Annotated in this window: 14 protein-coding genes; 8 read left to right on the top strand and 6 right to left on the bottom strand. The window is 44.6% G+C overall.

All coding sequences use genetic code 11. The features are described from left to right. On the bottom strand, positions 1 to 1378 hold a 1378-nt coding region (gene thrS, locus OW495_RS17760), incomplete at its 3' end, for a threonine--tRNA ligase (RefSeq protein WP_289887601.1). A gap of 403 nt (positions 1379 to 1781) precedes the next feature. Between thrS and OW495_RS17755 the strand changes: the two genes are divergently transcribed. Beyond that, complete coding sequence (locus OW495_RS17755) at positions 1782 to 2765, top strand: DUF3187 family protein (protein ID WP_102326529.1); 984 nt, start codon at positions 1782 to 1784, stop codon at positions 2763 to 2765. Between the two features lie 63 nt (positions 2766 to 2828). Here OW495_RS17755 and OW495_RS17750 read toward each other — a convergent pair whose 3' ends face one another. Further along, positions 2829 to 3737: a DUF2971 domain-containing protein gene (locus OW495_RS17750; protein ID WP_289887599.1), complete on the bottom strand. Its 909-nt coding sequence runs from the start codon at positions 3735 to 3737 to the stop codon at positions 2829 to 2831. 231 nt (positions 3738 to 3968) lie between these two features. Beyond that, positions 3969 to 4712 carry a sporulation protein gene (locus OW495_RS17745; RefSeq protein WP_102514572.1) on the bottom strand — a complete coding sequence of 248 codons (744 nt, stop codon included), beginning with the start codon at positions 4710 to 4712 and terminating at the stop codon, positions 3969 to 3971. A 181-nt stretch (positions 4713 to 4893) separates the two neighbouring features. On the opposite strand from OW495_RS17745, the gene hutC reads away from it, so the two are divergent. The 6 genes from hutC (at position 4894) to OW495_RS17715 (ending at position 12265) form a co-directional block, all read left to right on the top strand. After that, positions 4894 to 5607 (top strand): histidine utilization repressor, encoded by a 714-nt coding sequence (gene hutC, locus OW495_RS17740; RefSeq protein WP_102514573.1) that lies wholly within the window; start codon positions 4894 to 4896, stop codon positions 5605 to 5607. A 113-nt stretch (positions 5608 to 5720) separates the two neighbouring features. Beyond that, positions 5721 to 6971, top strand: coding sequence for an imidazolonepropionase (gene hutI, locus OW495_RS17735; protein WP_102514574.1), 1251 nt, complete (start codon positions 5721 to 5723; stop codon positions 6969 to 6971). Continuing rightward, entirely contained in the window at positions 6958 to 7992 is a 1035-nt protein-coding gene (hutG, locus tag OW495_RS17730) for a formimidoylglutamase (RefSeq protein ID WP_289887596.1), read from the top strand. Before hutI ends, hutG begins: the two co-directional genes overlap by 14 nt. 78 nt (positions 7993 to 8070) lie before the next feature. Further along, positions 8071 to 9765: a urocanate hydratase gene (hutU, locus tag OW495_RS17725; protein ID WP_065103379.1), complete on the top strand. Its 1695-nt coding sequence runs from the start codon at positions 8071 to 8073 to the stop codon at positions 9763 to 9765. A 14-nt stretch (positions 9766 to 9779) separates the two neighbouring features. After that, positions 9780 to 11312 carry a histidine ammonia-lyase gene (hutH, locus tag OW495_RS17720; protein WP_017085756.1) on the top strand — a complete coding sequence of 511 codons (1533 nt, stop codon included), beginning with the start codon at positions 9780 to 9782 and terminating at the stop codon, positions 11310 to 11312. A gap of 227 nt (positions 11313 to 11539) precedes the next feature. Further along, positions 11540 to 12265, top strand: coding sequence for a DUF3581 domain-containing protein (locus OW495_RS17715; protein WP_010438254.1), 726 nt, complete (start codon positions 11540 to 11542; stop codon positions 12263 to 12265). Between the two features lie 120 nt (positions 12266 to 12385). Here OW495_RS17715 and OW495_RS17710 read toward each other — a convergent pair whose 3' ends face one another. The 3 genes from OW495_RS17710 to OW495_RS17700 all read right to left on the bottom strand — a co-directional run bounded on the left by OW495_RS17710 (position 12386) and on the right by OW495_RS17700 (position 17730). Continuing rightward, positions 12386 to 14014 carry a trypsin-like serine protease gene (locus tag OW495_RS17710; protein ID WP_289887604.1) on the bottom strand — a complete coding sequence of 543 codons (1629 nt, stop codon included), beginning with the start codon at positions 14012 to 14014 and terminating at the stop codon, positions 12386 to 12388. A gap of 151 nt (positions 14015 to 14165) precedes the next feature. After that, positions 14166 to 14627: an isoprenylcysteine carboxylmethyltransferase family protein gene (locus OW495_RS17705; RefSeq protein WP_289887595.1), complete on the bottom strand. Its 462-nt coding sequence runs from the start codon at positions 14625 to 14627 to the stop codon at positions 14166 to 14168. Positions 14628 to 14694: 67 nt separating this feature from the next. Then, positions 14695 to 17730, bottom strand: coding sequence for an FAD-binding and (Fe-S)-binding domain-containing protein (locus OW495_RS17700; protein WP_289887593.1), 3036 nt, complete (start codon positions 17728 to 17730; stop codon positions 14695 to 14697). A gap of 222 nt (positions 17731 to 17952) precedes the next feature. Here OW495_RS17700 and OW495_RS17695 point away from each other — a divergent pair, with 222 nt between their 5' ends. Next, the gene (locus OW495_RS17695) at positions 17953 to 18636 is read left to right on the top strand and encodes a DUF3334 family protein (protein ID WP_017106717.1); all 684 of its coding nucleotides are present in this window, start codon (positions 17953 to 17955) and stop codon (positions 18634 to 18636) included. Positions 18637 to 18706: the final 70 nt, after the last annotated feature.

The following is an 18706-nucleotide window of genomic DNA, read 5'->3' as shown; positions in this document are numbered from 1 at the left end:
GATGTGTATAAGAGACAGCGTATGCAATCTCCATCGCCTCAAGCGCTTGCTTAAGATCGGCCTCTGCACGGTCCCACATTTCGTCTGAACCTACACGCTGTTCTGGACGAGTAGATAGCTTAACAACAATGCTTTCGAAACCGAAAGTTGTGTAAGTATCGTAAACCATTTCAATACAAGCTTTAACTTCTTGCTGAACTTGGTCTTCAGTACAGAATACGTGAGCATCATCTTGAGTGAAGCCACGAACACGCATAATGCCGTGAAGTGCGCCAGACGGCTCGTTACGGTGACATGAGCCGAACTCAGCCATACGTAGCGGTAGATCACGGTAAGATTTCAAACCTTGGTTAAAAATTTGAACGTGACCAGGACAGTTCATTGGCTTGATCGCGTATTCACGGTTCTCTGAAGAAGTCGTGAACATCGCTTCAGCGTACTTATCCCAGTGACCAGAGCGTTCCCACAGAACACGGTCCATCATTAATGGGCCTTTAACTTCTTGGTAATCGTACTCAGTCAGCTTCTGACGAATAAATACTTCTAGCTCACGGAAGATAGTCCAACCGTTGTGATGCCAGAACACCATGCCTGGTGCTTCTTGCTGCATGTGGAATAGATCTAAGTGCTTACCGATTTTACGGTGATCACGCTTAGCCGCTTCTTCTAGACGCACTAGGTGAGCCTTAAGCGCTTTCTTGTCGTGGAATGCAGTGCCGTAGATACGTTGAAGCATCTTGTTGTCACTGTTACCACGCCAGTAAGCACCCGCTACGTTAAGTAGTGTGAAGTGTTGGCAGAAGCCCATATGTGGAACGTGTGGACCACGACACATATCGATGTATTCTTCATGATGGTACAGGCCTGGACGATCGTCTTTAGAAACGTTCTCATCCAAGATTTCGATTTTGTAAGTCTCGCCGCGAGCTTCGAATGCGTCACGCGCTTCCTGCCAGCTAACTTTCTTCTTAACAACCTGATACTTGGTCTTCGCTAGCTCTTTCATACGCTTTTCAATCTTTTCTAGATCTTCTTGCGTTAGAGAGTGCTCAAGGTCGATATCGTAGTAGAAACCGTTATCGATGGTAGGACCGATCGCCATTTTCGCTTCTGGAAAAAGCTGCTTAATCGCGTGACCTAAAAGGTGAGCACAAGAGTGACGAACGATCTCAAGGCCATCAACTTCATCTTTAGCTGTGATGATTTCTAGGCTTGCATCGTTTTCGATAAGATCACAAGCATCAACACGCTCGCCATCTACACGACCAGCAATGGTTGCTTTCGCAAGACCAGGACCGATTGATAGGGCAACATCTAGAGTTGATACAGGGTTGTCAAATTGACGCTGACTACCGTCAGGAAGAGTAATAATTGGCATTATTTGTCCTTTACAGTGGTGTTGCACACCAAGCAACACATGAAAATGTTTAATATATGTTTTTCAATCAACGAGTATGTTGATCGGAGATATATGCATAATAAAGATACCCACATAGAAGCAAATACAGATGCCCCATTTGTGAGTAGCCGAACATTGTAACGAAATTATATGAAATGACAATGACAGAGAGAATCTGCACGCTCTCCAACCACTTCGTTTCATAAGGTTTTATCTTAGTAGTGTTAACTTCCTTGCTCCTTGGAACCCTCTTTCCAATCAAGCGGTATCAACTCAACTAATTCTCCTATCTCTTTTGAGTTCGCTCTTCCAACTTATCTCTTACAAACGAGTTATTTAGAGCTAAGCTATATAGAAGCAACGGAATGCGGATGAGATGCATATGGAAAAACAGGCCACTGTTATATCGTTCAAACCACTTTTACCATTACTAATAGCAACGGTTGTTTTTATTCCAACCGCATGGGCCAACAAAGATTACGGACCGCTAATCAGTTATACCCAAGCACCATTACAGTCAGTTCGTCTTACTCCAACGCTCCGCTCTGGCTTTCCACTCGAAGAAAATAAGGTTGAAGTGTTTGCTTCTTTAACCGCCGCAAGTATCTGGGCTAACTCTCACGACTATCATTTAGACTATTATCAGAACCAACTTCAAACAGGCCTGAAATGGCAACTAACAACAGCATGGCAAGTCGAGTTCAATTATCGCTGGCTATACGCTGCTAACAATCACCTCGATAAAATAACCATCAACTACCACGATTTACTTGGCCTCGACCAAGCAGGACGAGATCGAAAAGACCGACACCAATTTGATATTTACGCGCCAGACCACGACATAAATACTAGAGATTTCTCTGGCGACACGCTGACTAACGCTTTCACCCTCTACACTCAATACCAAATCATAGACCTTGAAAACCACGGCTTATCCTTTGGCGTATCCCTCTATCATAACAATGTCAGCCACGGCGCCTTCGAAGGAAGCAGCAACGAGCAAAGCGCTCAATTCAACTATGCTTACCAACTCGACATCAATACCTTTTACACAAGCTTAGGGTTCGCCAATCAGTCTAATCGAGAGATAGAAAATGGCTTTTCACATAAGAAAACGACATGGTCATGGATGGGCGGTTATCAACTCACGCTATTTGAAAACCATGAGTTACACCTTGAGTATCGTTGGTATGAAGGTGCAGAAGGTGGTGACACTGAATTTTCAGAAGCCGCTAATGAAATAATGCTTGGGTATCGCTACCTAATGCAACGTTCAGCTATCGAGATATCCATCATCGAAAACATCTTCAATATGGATAACTCTACCGACGTTGCCTTCCAATTGGCCTATCGGCATCAATGGTGAATAGCCCAAAAGACAAACGGTAAAGAACAGTTAAATGATCACGACTGTTTAACCTTTCAACAATCAAACGTCAAAAAGTGACATATCTGGGTCTTGGTTCTTCTCAAGAGCACCTTGAATCATATACTGATAATGATCTACGACTTTAAATTCGTATCGATTTTTATCAGTAACTAAAAACTTGAATTTGATATTTTTTAATTCAGGTTGAGCCATCAAATATTTTACAAGACAACTAGGAGCTTTGGTGCCAAATACTATAGCTGTAAGTTTGCCGGGCATATCATGTAAACCAGGTGATCCTTGATGAGAACGCCACTCGGCTTCATACTCCCATTGCTTTGTTTTATTGTAGAGGAGCTTTTTAAGTTCACTATTCCCTATAGCGTCCATTCTTTCGAAGCCAGGTTGAGGACGCAAACCCAAGACCTCATTTAAGACCTTACTAAATGATATCAATGGTGGCTCATCAAAATAATCGACTTCATAAGTTTCAAGACCGCAAATGTTGCTTTCATTACGTTCAAACTCCAATGCAATGCCTTGATGATTTCCTCCATAGTGAGCCCACATTGTCGCTTGTTTTGGCGTTGAACTCATACAGTAGATACCGACAATACGCTTAATCACATCCTTAAATGTTCTGCTAATAAAGGGCAATGCCAATTCTAGTTGTCGGACTAACTCTTGTTGTGGGAGCTGACTAACATTGACTGCATGGCTAGTCATTTTCTCATTTAATATGTTTTCTTTACTCGCCATTGAGCATATGTCGATAAACTGCTCCCCCTTCGAACTGGCGAGATCAAAGTTGAACTCTCCTTCAAAAGGGTCGTTAAACTGCAATGGTGATGAATACCAAGCTTTTCGTGCAAGTAGAGGTTCAAGTTTGTATCGATCGAGAACAAAATCATCTTCTAAATAGATAGCACGATCTCTAATAGCTTTAGGAGATGCTGTATCAAGTGTCATTGATTGATAATGATATAAAACTTTATATGGGGCTTACTAAGCAAAGCTGCACTCTTTTACTATACAAAAGTTGGTACATTCTACAGTATATTAACCCAACCTCACTACACTCAATAGCATAACAAGTGCGAGTGAAATTCCTAATAAAAGAACAAAAAGCCGAACAGTTAAGTTCGGCTTTGAAATTGTACTGTCACTAACAATAGAGAGAGCGACTACTAACAGAGGCAACTACGCACTCATGATTCTTGATACCGCGTTGCGAATGTCTGAGTCAGCCGCGTTTGCAGGCATGCTGAATGAGATGTATTGGTCGCCTCGAAAGCTCATAGAGCGGTCAATTTCTGCTAGGCAGTGAACCATAGAGCCTTCAACGATGAATGACAGCTCGATCTCTTTGTTATTCATGAAACCGCCGCTACGAAATTCAATCTCTTGGTAACAGCCAGATCGAGAAGCAAAGTTGTTGCCTTTCAAGAAGCCCTTCTCTACATCAGCTTTCACCATTGCCATACCTGATGTTTCCACGCCTTGGATGATTTTAGCAACTGTTGGCAGTGGGTGTACGGAGATAAAATCACGGTCTTTAGGGTCAATCGCGAAACCGATATCTAGGTTGGTTTCAACCCACACATGACATTGATTCATTTGTGCATTCAACGCGGTGACTGGCGTTTCGTCATTTAACTTAAGACGGAATGGCACCAGTTTGGTTTCGCCCGGTTGGATAACGAAAGGCTCTACGGCTTGAATACGACCCAGTGAAAAGGTTTCGTAGCTGGTGCTGTCTTCCGTTTCTACTTTTACTTCTGTGTTAAGAACTAAGTTGATCAGGTCAATTTGTTGCTCAACGTCGCCGCCAACAATGTGAACATTGCCAGACAACTCTCCACCCTGGAAAACTTCAATATTATCTAAGACGGTATCAACCTTTGCGGCACCGATGCCCAACGAGGCCTTTAATTTCTTAAACATATCATTTCCCTTTCTAATTATCTGATTTACGAATAGTTATTGCGTGACAATTTGCGACACTTGCCTCACAGAATCAAGCAATTTGCCCCATCTATGTTGAATAAGGTCACATTGCCCGAGGAAATGTTGAAATCGTGAAAAATTCAGTTACTCTATTTGTATAGTCAAATAAGGTTTCATTATGTCGAAAGCGCCGCTCTACCTTCAGATAAAACAGTTCATAGACGACAAGATCAGCAGTGGTCATTGGCCGGTTGGTTATCAAATCACCACAGAGCTCGAACTCACCGAGCAGTTCAATGTGAGTCGAATGACGGTCAATAAAGCCATTCGAGATCTGGTGTCTGAAGGCAAGCTAATTAGGAAGCCAAGGCTGGGTACTTTTGTTTGTGAACCAGACGAAAAGGCGCAATCTCCGCTGCTTGATATCAACAACATCTCGCAAGAGATCAAAGACCGAGGCCAAACGTATGCTAGCCAAGTTATCAAACACGATAGCATTAAGGCTGATGAAAGCACCGCCACACGGTTAGGCGTAATGATTAACGCCGAAGTATTCTATAGTGAAATCATCCACTTTGCGGACAACGCACCAATACAATTGGAAGCGCGTTGGGTGAACTCTCAAGCCGCTCCAAAATACCTAGAGCAAGACTTTTCAACCTCGACACCCAATGAATACCTTTCAAAAAGCTGCCCGTTGAGTGCTATCGAACACACGGTTGAAGCCATTATTCCTGACTCTCAAATCAGAACGTCACTAAAGCTTTCTGAATCAGAGCCTTGCCTTCTTTTGAATAGAAGAACATGGAGCAAAGAACGGCTCATCAGCTTTGCATTGCTCTACCATCCTGGCTCTAAGTACAAATTAAGCTCCAAGATACTTCTAGATTAAAGAACATCATCCTGATCGCCGATCACATTTTTGCAACATCAACTTGATTCGGGTCAGCGTTTAGCCTATTTATTTGTATATACATTTAATGTTTAGCAAAGATCTAGGTGATTATGAATTTGATCCTCAAAAACGCACGAGTGGTCTCCATGAGTTCGGGATCCGATGGTTATCAGCCCTCTTCCCCTCAAAATATCGTTATCGAAAACGGTAATATCGTGTCCATCTCTTGTTCAAACCACGAGGCACTTGCTTCCGAATTAGAACAAATAAGTGTTGATGGTTCTTTGGATTACATCACCTATGATTGCAAGAACAAGCTAGTAACACCTGGGTTAATTGATTGCCATACTCATCTCGTATTTGCGGGGAATCGCGCCAACGAGTTTGAGCAGCGTTTGAATGGTGTTTCTTACACCGACATCGCTAAGCAAGGCGGCGGCATTCTAGCGACAGTAACCGCGACCCGCGCAGCACAAGAATCCGAACTGGTTGAAATGGCTTTGCCTAGACTCGATGGTCTGCTAAGAAGTGGCGTAACCAGCATCGAAGTAAAATCTGGCTATGGTTTAACGATTGATGATGAACTCAAGATGTTACGCGCGGCTAAAGCGTTAGAAAATCATCGTCGTATTAAGATCACCACCACTCTCCTTGCAGCCCATGCTGTGCCACCTGAATATAAAGAACAACCGGACAGCTATATCGATCTGGTTTGCCAAGAGATCATTCCTAAAGCCGCAGAGCAAGGGCTCGCCGATGCAGTTGACGTGTTCTGTGAATCTATCGGCTTCAACCTAGAACAAACCGAACGTGTATTTGCAGCAGCCAAAGAACATGGACTAGCGATTAAAGGCCACACAGAACAACTTTCTAATATGGGTGGCAGTGCGCTTGCAGCAAAATACGGCGCACTCTCTGTCGACCATGTTGAGTACCTTGATGAAACTGGAGTAAAAGCACTGGCAGAATCAGGCACAGTTGCGACCTTGCTACCCGGCGCTTTCTATTTCCTGAAAGAGACTCAACAGCCGCCCGTCGCCCTACTTCGTGAACACAACATTCCAATGGCGATCGCGACCGACTTAAACCCCGGCACATCCCCTTTTGCTGACTTAACGCTGATGATGAACATGAGCTGCACCTTATTTGGTACGACGCCTGAAGAAGCACTGCGTGGTGTGACTTGTCATGCTGCGGCTGCCATTGGCGACTCACAAACCAAAGGCAAAGTTGAAGTTGGTTATGCCGCAGATTTGGCTATCTGGAATATCGACCACCCTGCCGACTTAAGCTATCAAGTCGGTGTTCCACATCTGTATAAACGCATTGTTAATGGCGAGGTGTGTCATGACTCAATCTAAGTCCAACGGCATTCAAGAGAGCGTAAAAACCGTACATGACTTTTTGTGGACTGGGCGTAATGATCTTGAAGATGGAGCACTCGGCACACGCGTACATCACATCACCAGCCAAGTTCAAAGTAACGAGCTTACTGACGGTGCTATCGCCCTAGTTGGCTTTGCCAGCGATGCTGGAGTTGCAAGAAATAAAGGACGCGTAGGCGCGAAACAAGCACCTAACCTGATTCGTCAAGCGTTGGCTAATATGGCTTGGCACAGTGACGCGCACATCGCGGATCTTGGTGACATCGAATGTAACGATGGTCAACTCGAAGTGAGTCAAAAACAGTGTGCTTCTGTTATTGCTAATGCTTTATCAACCAACAAAGTGATTACCCTTGGCGGTGGTCACGAAGTTGCTTGGGCATCGTTCCAAGGTCTTGCTGAGCATTTACATAAAGCAAAACGCCTTGATAAAGATCAGCCGGTACACAAACCTAAGATCGGCATCGTTAACTTTGATGCTCACTTTGATCTTCGAGAATTCGAAAGCGACATTGCTGATGTTAAACCCAGTTCAGGTACGCCTTTTAATCAAATCAGCGATTACTGCCACAAGCATCAATGGCCGTTTCATTACGCTTGTCTTGGTGTGAGTGCAGCCAGTAATACCAAAGCACTGTTTAACAAAGCTGACCAACTAGGTGTTTGGTATGAACACGACCGCAACATGACCCAAGTTAACCAAGTCGCTCAACTGGTTAAGTTGCAAAAATTCATCGCTGAATGTGATTACCTCTATCTCACTATCGACCTAGACGTATTCCCAGCAGCGACTGCGCCGGGCGTAAGTGCACCAGCGGCAAGAGGCGTGAGCTATGAAGCACTCGCTCCTTTTCTAGAACAGATTTTCCAACACAGTGAAAAACTCATTATCGCGGACATTGCGGAATACAACCCAGACTACGACATCGATGGCCAAACGGCTCGATTGGCGGCACGTTTGTGTTGGGATATAGCCAATGCAATGGCCAGTGACTAATCCAGCTATACCGATAACTACAACTACAACTACAACTACAACTACAACGATATAACGTGAAACAGAAGGAATTCCAAAATGACGGAACACCACAACAGTGACCCTCGTCTCGACACGACTCGCGAAATTCGCGCACCTCATGGCACCACTTTGCGCGCTAAATCTTGGTTAACAGAAGCACCACTGCGTATGCTGATGAACAACCTAGACCCTGATGTGGCAGAACACCCACATGCACTGGTTGTGTATGGTGGTATTGGTCGCGCTGCGCGTGATTGGAAATGTTATGACAAGATTGTTGAAGTATTAGAGCGTTTAGAAGACGACCAAACGCTGCTTGTTCAATCAGGTAAACCTGTAGGCGTGTTCCCGACTCATAAAAACGCGCCTCGCGTACTGATCGCGAATTCTAACCTTGTTCCACACTGGGCGAACTGGGAGCACTTTAACGAGCTCGATAAAGAAGGCTTGATGATGTACGGCCAAATGACAGCAGGCAGCTGGATTTACATTGGCTCACAAGGCATCGTTCAAGGCACTTATGAAACGTTTGTTGCTATCGCGAAGAAGCACTTTCAAGGCGAAGCAAACGGCAAGTGGGTTTTAACGGGTGGTCTTGGCGGCATGGGTGGTGCTCAACCTCTTGCTGCAACTATGGCTGGCTTCTCAATGATCGCGGTTGAATGTGATGAATCACGAATCGACTACCGCTTGCGCACTGGCTATGTAGACAAAAAAGCCACCAGCATCGATGAAGCGATGGCGATGATTAAAGAATCAGACACGCCAATCTCTGTTGGCCTATTAGGCAACGCTGCTGATGTATTCCCAGAGTTAGTTGAACGCAATATCACGCCTGACGTAGTGACTGACCAAACCTCTGCCCACGATCCACTGAACGGCTACTTGCCTCAAGGTTGGACAATGGAAAAAGCGGCTCAAGAACGTTTAGCTGATGAAGCGAAAGTGGTGAAAGCCGCTAAGCAATCAATGGCGATTCAAGTTCAAGCTATGCTAGATCTTCAGTACCGCGGTGCTGCAACCGTAGATTACGGTAATAACATTCGCCAAATGGCATTGGAAGAAGGTGTAGAAAACGCATTTGATTTCCCAGGTTTCGTTCCAGCCTATATACGACCTTTATTTTGCGAGGGCGTCGGACCGTTCCGTTGGGCTGCCCTATCTGGTGACCCAGAAGACATCTACAAAACAGACCAAAAAGTAAAAGAACTGATTCCAGATAACCCACATCTACACAACTGGCTAGACATGGCGCGTGAACGCATTCAGTTCCAAGGCTTACCAGCGCGTATTTGTTGGGTCGGCTTGAAAGATCGTGAACGTTTAGGCCAAGCATTCAATGAAATGGTTAAGAATGGCGAACTGAAAGCACCAGTTGTTATCGGTCGTGACCACCTAGATTCAGGTTCAGTGGCAAGTCCGAACCGCGAAACAGAAGGCATGATGGATGGCTCAGATGCCGTATCAGATTGGCCTCTATTGAACGCCCTTCTAAATACTGCGGGTGGCGCAACATGGGTTTCTCTGCACCACGGTGGCGGTGTTGGAATGGGCTTCTCGCAACACTCAGGAATGGTGATTTGTTGTGACGGCAGTGAAGATGCATCACAGCGTATTGCTCGTGTACTTCACAATGATCCGGCCACTGGCGTTATGCGTCATGCTGATGCGGGTTACGATATTGCCAAGCAGTGTGCTAAAGAGCAGAAGCTTGATTTACCTATGCTAAACGAAGAACTTCGTCGCCTTTAATGTCTGGAGAAAACATGTTGAATTTATTACTTAAACCAGGACTTCTAGGCCTACCTGAACTGCGTAAGATTAGCCGTAGCCCTGTGAACTTATCACTTGATCCAGCAGCGATTCCTGATATTGAAGCGAGCATGCACGTCGTAGAACAAGTGATTGCTGAAGATCGCACTGTTTATGGTATCAACACGGGTTTTGGCTTATTAGCAAATACCAAAATTGCGCCTGAAGATTTAGAAGTACTACAGAAAAGTATCGTACTTTCTCACGCGGCGGGCATTGGTAAATTCATGTCTGATGAAACTGTGCGCTTGATGATGGTGCTAAAGATTAACAGCTTGTCTCGTGGCTATTCAGGTATCCGACTCAAGGTAATCAACGCTCTTATCGATCTAGTGAACGCACAAGTTTACCCATGTGTTCCACAAAAAGGATCTGTGGGTGCATCTGGAGATCTCGCTCCCCTTGCACACATGAGTACAGTTCTACTAGGTGAAGGCCAAGCACGCCACAACGGCAAAATCATCACAGGCTTAGAAGCAATGCAGATCGCTGGCTTAGAGCCAATCACACTTGCTCCTAAAGAAGGCTTAGCGTTGTTGAATGGCACTCAGGCATCAACTGCATTTGCATTAGAAGGTCTGTTCGCAGCTGAAGACTTGTTTGCGTCTGCAACCGTGTGTGGTGCGATGTCTGTTGAGGCAGCGCTAGGTAGTCGTCGTCCGTTTGACCCTCGTATACACCGCGTTCGTGGTCATCGTGGCCAAATGGATGCAGCACTTGCTTACCGCCATATGCTTGATCAAAAAAGTGAAATTGGCGAATCACACACTTGTTGTGAAAAGGTTCAAGACCCTTATTCGTTACGTTGCCAACCTCAAGTAATGGGTGCTTGTTTACAGCAAATTCGTAACTCAGCAGAAACCTTAAACATTGAAGCAAATGCCGTATCCGATAACCCGCTAGTTTTCGCTGACGATGGCGACATCATTTCTGGTGGTAACTTCCATGCAGAACCCGTCGCAATGGCTGCGGATAACCTTGCACTAGCGATAGCTGAAATCGGTAGCTTGTCAGAGCGTAGAATGGCGTTGTTGATTGATAGTGCGCTAAGCAAACTTCCACCTTTCTTAGTCGATAACGGCGGCGTGAACTCTGGCTTTATGATTGCTCAGGTTACCTCTGCAGCATTGGCAAGTGAGAACAAAACCTTGGCTCATCCGGCGTCAATAGACAGCCTACCTACTTCTGCAAACCAAGAAGACCACGTATCAATGGCCACCTTTGCCGCTCGTAGGCTTAGATACATGGCTGAAAACACCCGTGGGATATTGGCAGTAGAATATTTGGCAGCAGCACAAGGGCTAGACTTCCGCGCTCCGAATCTATCTTCTCCTCGTGTGGAAGAAGCGAAGCAGATTTTGCGTGAAAAAGTGAGCTTCTACGACAAAGACAGATATTTTGCTCCAGACATTGAACAAGCTAACCTGTTACTCAAGTTATCCGTTCATAATCACCTAATGCCAGAAGGTACTCTGTGCAGTTTCTAGTACTTAAAATACTTTAGTCGACACCAATTAAAGTGTTACATAGACAAGGGCTATCGATTAGCCCTTGTTGCATTGAGCCAAAGGCCATATCTCCCTTAAAATCGTCACATACCATCCAACGTGTTTATCTAATTGACTGATATATAAGCAAAGTTAACTGGATAGACCATTAGAACGAAGTTAGTTAGCTATAATCCACTCCAGATTTGATGACTAATAGCGATACTATGTTTCTGACACCTTACTTTTCTACTGAAGACAATCAATTTCAATTCACTCGTGAACAGGCTAGCCACTTTGCTAAAAAAGTAGCGGCTGACTTCAACCCTATTCACGATGAAGACAACAAACGCTTCTGCGTGCCTGGCGACCTTTTGTTTGCAGTTCTTCTGCAGAAAGAAGGCATCAGCCAAAAAATGCGTTTTGATTTTTCAGGTATGGTGGGTAACGGTATTGCGCTAAGCGTTGACAACAAGTGCGAGAAAGAAAGCTCACTGGTTGACGAGAAAGGCAAAGAGTACCTACACATGTCTTGTGAAGGTGAAAAGAGCCACGATCAAGCATTCATCGAACACGTAGTCACAAACTACGTTAAGTTCTCTGGTATGAACTTTCCACACATCATGGTTCCTCTTATGGAAGAACAACAAATGATGATCAACTGTCAACGCCCTCTTGTAATCTACGAGAGCATGGAAGTTGAGTTTACTCGCCTAGATCTTTCTCACCCAGAAGTTGAATTCTCTGGTGCGACTTTTGACGTTGAAGGTAAGCGTGGCATCGTGACACTAAACTTTGATTTCAAAGAAGACGGTGAAGTAGTCGGTAAAGGCGTGAAACGCATGGTAGCAAGTGGCCTTAAGCCATACGACCAAGCTTCTGTCGACGACCTAGTAAACCGCTTCAACGAACGTAAAGAGATGTTTCTAGCTCAGTTCGCAGCCGCTGCATAATCAGCATTCTTATTTACATCAAGTGGTGTAAATAGCTCTAGAACAAGATCAATAAAGCCCAGCTTGATATCCTCAAGCTGGGCTTTTTAGTTTTTAACCATCAAATTATATTTGTACTGATTACTTTTTAAACTTCAGTGGTGAAGGTAACTTTCGTACAATCAAACCACCGAAAAGGACGAGTAACCAATGCCAAGCCAGTGAACCACCGCTGCCGCCGCCTGAGCTTTTTGCATTCTGTGTGCCCTCAGACTTAGATATCTTTATCTCATCGGTATACGCAAAGTTAGTGATCGTAACTCTGTCGCTCCCTGAAGAACCAGACGAATCTTTCACATATGTAATCATAAAGCTGTTGTCAGCATCTCTAACTAACGGTAGGTTCACCGAACCAGAAAACTCGCCAGAGACACTATCAAATTTCTGACCATTACTATAAACCTCAACAAAGTCATAATCAGCTTCAGACGATGCAGTTAGGTCAAACGAAACCGTACCAGCAGGGATACCCTCAACAATAAGCGCTGTAGATGCACCGTGGCTAATCGACGGTGAGGCCAACGAATTTCCTTCTGTAATCCAAGCCTGTGTGTTGTAAATGCCACTGTTAGGTACGCTGACATAAGAGTTCACAGTATTCGTTACAGATCTCGCCCCTATAACAGAAGCCGTTGATGTAACGGTGCCCAATAGTGAATCAGTGTCAACATTAATGCCAAATTCATGTTCGCCAATTGAGTTTAGGTTATAGCTCACCACTACTTCACAGCTTTGCCCTGCAGTTAAAGTGCTACATCCATTGCCTGTTATAACGGTATCATTACTAGAAATTGGATAAACACTGTTCACTTCGATATTTTGATCGGACTTATTTGTGAATTCAAAGGTATGTGAGATAGGCGCCAATAATCTTGCACCTAGCATTTCTATTTGACGATAACTAAACCCTGCTTTCTGCTCATTAATCCAATCATCAAAATAACTAATATTGGTATAGACTCCGTAGGCGTTAGCCTCTGCACAGCCTTTACCCCAGCTTACAATGCCCAGTTGCTCATATGTTCCATTTGTCGAAACAACGATTGGGCCACCACTGTCACCCTGACAAGAGTCATAACCACCATCACTGTACCCCGCACAGAATGCATCACTGCCAATAAAGGCATAGCCACTGTGAGGAACACTATTACATTCGTACTGGTTAACTAAAGGAACGTTGACTTGGTACAGTTCACTCTTCGATGCATACCCATCTGATGCATCCTGATCTCCCCAGCCCATCACCGTTAGCATCTGACCATCATTCAGGTTACCTCGAACATAACCATCAACGAGATTAACGACAGACTCCGATGGCTGATCAACGAGCTCGATAATCGCTATATCATTGCCTGTCGCTACAGAGTTATAGTATTGATGTACATAAATATTCTCAACAGCGTATCTATGTTGTGCAGCTTGAGAGGCCGAAAGATTTGATACGCCAATCACCACATCGAGATCTTCACGACCATTACCTTCCACACAGTGAGCGGCAGTTAATACATATCGTTCACCAATGAAGCTAGCACCACAAAACTGACCGTCATAAGCATTCACGTTCCTTGAGACTAGCGCAGCCATAAATGGCCAATTTCCTTGTGTTGCTTCTTTACCGTTTATAATTCGAGCTGAAACATCTGCCAACACCGACGTTGAAGACAGACTCACTACACAGACACCTAGCGACAACCATTTCGCCTGAACAATTTTCATTACCTAGCCTTTATTCATTTTAATAATGAAGCGCAGACTATTTTATAAGAAATCAATATGAAACCTAAAACACATTAATTTGTGATATAGATCAACCAATCGATAATGATTCTTATTTAATTGCTTAGTTGTATCTGAATGCACATCAGATCCAGCGTCTAACCTTTTGTTTGTAATCAACATATTCCGCACCGAATAATTGCTCTAGAGCGCGTTCTTCTGGCTTAATTTGGAACTGATTCATGTAAATTACGAATACAAAACTTAGCAAAACACTGAATAGGTTTTGGAAGAAGTAGCCAAAGCAAAACAGTAGGATAAATAGCCCTAGATACATTGGATTTCGCGTGTAGCCAAAAATTCCACTGTCCACGACTGCGGATGCGGTTTCGACTTTGATCGGATTAACGGTGGTTTTCTGTTTGCGAAACTCCCATATGCCTGATATTCCAATGATGCCACTCAATACAATCCCGATGCCGAGCACAGCCATTCCATAAGGCAGTGCCAATGTTCCTTGGCTCAACTGCTGAGCACAGAAGTACGAGGCCATGAATACAATAATGAATAGTGCAACGGGTGGTACTTTTAACTCTAGAAATCTCATAGCTTTCCTTATTAACAATTCCATTGTTAGTTTAGAAAAAAGCCCAGCAATTGCTGGGCTAAATGTATTAAAGAATTTTTGCGAGCGCCTGTAATGGGTGGGCAAGCTTCTCACCCTCAAAACGCTTCACTTGGCTTCGACAGGAATAACCCGTCACTAAGCAACGCTCTTTCGGTAAGTCTTGCATCCTTGGCTTCCAACTTAAACCGTATATATCTTTCGACATTTGTAGCTTATCGACTTCGTGCCCGAAGGTGCCTGCCATGCCGCAACAGCCGACAGGAACGCTAGTTAACGCAGCACCAAAGTGTTTGAAGATAGCGCCCCACTCTTTTTCAGCGTTCGGCATTTTGGTCTTCTCAGTACAGTGAGCGAACAAGTACCACATCTCTTCACTTGCAGAACGAGCTTCAAACTCACCCAACGATGGCATTAACCATTCATGCACTGTCAGTACATCAAAGTCTCCGCGCTTGTCAGCCAAGATCTCAACGTATTCATCGCGATAACAAAGTACCAGTGCAGGATCAACACCGACCAAAGGAATACCGATATCCGCCACCATCGACAAGAAATCCGATGTTGATTTCGCTTCACGCGCAAAACGACTTAAGAAGCCTTTAATGTGCAGTGCTTTACCATTTGGTTTAAACGGCAATAACACCGGTGTTTTGCCAAGCTTCTGAGCCAAGGTAACGAAGTCTTCGACTACCTCTGCATCATAAAAGCTAGTAAACGGGTCTTGAACGATCAACACGTGCTGTTTCTTCTGCTCAGAAGACAGCCCTTCTAGATATTGAAGATCGAAGAGTTGCAGTTCTTTGCTCGCCAGACGATTTTTTAGCGTAGGCACCGACATCAGCGGTGCATCAACATAACCAACCGTTTTCGCTGTTGCGGTTTGTATCCACTTTTGACCCAAGGCAGCATTAACAACCTTTGGCGCTTTCGCCATTAGCGGCAGCATGGTTTCAATGTTTGCTACTAAATAGTCTTTTGCTGGGCGTTGGTAACGTGAGTAATAGATATTCAAGAATCGAGAACGGAAACTCGGCACATCGACTTTAATCGGACACTGACTCGCACACGCTTTACATGCAAGACAACCGTTCATCGCTTCGTGAACTTCATGAGAGAAATCGTATTCATGGCGTTTGTTCATAGTATTACGAACACGTTCCACCATGGTTTTGACTGGTGTATTGTCCTTCAGCGCTTCTTGCTCTAAATCGAGAATATCGACGCCTTGCTCCGTTAATTGACGTAACCATTCTCTTACTAAGCCTGCGCGGCCTTTTGGAGAATGACGACGGTCAGCCGTGACTTTCATTGAAGGACACATTGGTGAGCTCGTATCGTAGTTGAAACACAAGCCGTTGCCATTACATTCCATGGCTTGTTTGAAGCTATCACGAACTTGTACGTCGATCTGACGGTCGTAGAAGCCACGCTTGGTATCGGTGACTTTCACCAATTCAGCGTCGCTTTCTAATGGCGTACAGATCTTGCCTGGGTTCATCTTGTTGTGCGGGTCAAACGCTGCTTTAACACGTCTTAACTCAGTAAACAGCTCTTCACCAAAGAAGTCAGGGCCATACTCAGAACGGAAACCTTTACCGTGCTCACCCCACATCAAGCCGCCGTATTTCGCCACTAGCTTAACCACATCATCAGAGACTTCGTGCATCAATGCTTCTTGCATCGGGTCACACAGATCAAGTGCCGGACGAACGTGTAATACGCCCGCATCAACGTGACCAAACATGCCGTAGTTCAGCTCTTTTGAATCGAGCAGCACTCTAAATTCAGAGATGAAGTCCGCCAAGTTTTCCGGTGGAACACAGGTATCTTCAGCAAAAGCGACCGGTTTAGCTCGGCCTTTCGCCGCACCTAACAGACCCACCGCTTTTTTACGCATGTTGTAGATTCGACCTATGCTCGCTAAGTCGCTGCACACTTGGAAGCCAATCACACCCGCTTCTTCGGTTTCTACCATGCTTTCAAGTTGTGCAGTCAGCGCTTGAACTTGTTGTTCAACTTCCGCTTCATCTTGACCCGCAAACTCAACCATGTTGATGCCAAGCATCTCTTTATTTGGAACATCCATCAGCAGGTCGCTCACGGTGTGCCAAACAATGTCTTGCTTCGCTAGGTTCAATACTCTTGAATCCACCGTTTCTACAGACAGCGCTTTCGCTTCTACCATGAACGGCGCATTACGCAGCGCAGAATCAAACGTGTTGTATTTCACGTTAACCAGTGTGCGCGCTTTCGGAATCGGCGTGAGGTTCAGCTTTGCTTCCGTAATGAATGCTAATGAACCCTCTGCGCCACATAGGACACGAGTCAGGTCAAAGCTGTTATCTTCTTCGTTAATCGCATTCTTCAGGTCGTAGCCCGTAAGGAAACGGTTTAACGGAGGGAATTTATTGAGGATTTGAGCGCGCTTGTCTCGACAAACGGCCTCAGTTACTGCAAGTGCATGGTGAGCAAATTCACCTTCAGCAGGCAAACCGTGTGATAAATCGGATTCGAGACATGAACCATCTGCGAAGACGGCTTGCAGTGACAACACATGATCAGAGGTTTTGCCGTATTTCAAAGACCCTTGGCCAGAAGCATCGGTATTGACCATACCACCTAAGGTTGCTCGGTTGCTGGTTGAAAGGTCGGGAGAGAAAAAGTAGCCGTAGGGACGCACAGCATCGTTCAATTGGTCTTTAACGACACCAGACTGAACTACCACCCAGCCTTCTTTTTCGTTAATTTCAAGAACGTTATTCATGTGTCGTGACATGTCAACCACGACACCTTTCGTCAAGGATTGACCGTTGGTTCCGGTACCGCCACCACGAGGGGAAAAAGTCACTCGTTCGTAAGCAGACTGAGCGCCCACTTTACCGATCAAAACAACATCGTTTGTTGTCTTAGGAAGAATGACCGCCTGCGGCAATTGCTGATACACACTGTTATCAGTCGCCACGGCCAAACGGCTCGAATATTGAGACTCAATGTCGCCAGTAAAGCCCGCTATTTTTAGTTCATCTAAAAAGCGTACGACAACTGGATCGACATCAGCATTGAGTTGAAGTCTTGGTAACATTTGCTTCCTGCCCCTACTTCGCTGATCCTATCAGCATTGGGTTATCTGAGATTTTTAGTAATTTTCTTTGAATTTCGTCACTTTACTACTATTAAGATCATATAAAAAGATGATCAAATCAGAATCTGAATGCAAGAATGGAGAAATAGTCACTTTCGTCTTAATTCAGTCGCAATATACTGAATAACATTTTGTTTAAGACATCTCCATGAGCACATAACAATGAAAAAAAACAAAACAGTCACAACTGAAGATATTCTTCTTAAGCTATGCCAATCAGTATCAAGCGTACTCACTTCAGCGACGGCTTCTCAGGTGTCCTATTCAGCTATGGTGCAAAAGATTAACAAAACCAGTCTTAAACCAGATTTTGGTTGCTTCGTTTTATTTGACGGCGGCTTTTCTGGTCTTGTTGTTATCAATTTTACGTCTAAAGCGGCGCTAGAGATCTATACCAACTACATGCGTAACATGGGCATGCCAGAAGATGAACTCGCGGTACTTCACACGTCTGACGAAGTGGGCGATGTTTTGGGCGAATTAATGAACCAGTTGGTTGGTGATTTCACGAACAAAATTCGTAAAGAACTGCAAACTAACATCACGCAGAACCAACCGAAAATGCTGGCACTGAACAAGCAAGTTAACCTTTCCGTTGATACTAACCTTGATCGTCCACAAGCTCGTCGTGTGACTTTCTCGACTGCAAACAACAACATCTTCTATCTTGAGCTTGCAATGGATAAGACAGAATTCATCCAATTGGAAGAATTTGAAATCGCTGAAGACGAATGTCCAGATAGCATTCTTGAAGCGACTCAGAAAAAAATGCAAGAAGCGAACAAACCAGCACAAAGCTCAGGTAACGATGCAGCAGCAGATCTACTCGATGAACTTGGGATCTAGTTTGCTAAAGCTCTAGCCATAATGACAAATTGTGTCACTAATGCCATCAATGCTCTTGATGGCGTTTTTT

The organism is Vibrio sp. 14N.309.X.WAT.E.F5, assembly GCF_030397615.1.
Lineage (GTDB): Bacteria > Pseudomonadota > Gammaproteobacteria > Enterobacterales > Vibrionaceae > Vibrio > Vibrio lentus.
This window is presented reverse-complemented; position numbering and strand designations above follow the sequence as displayed.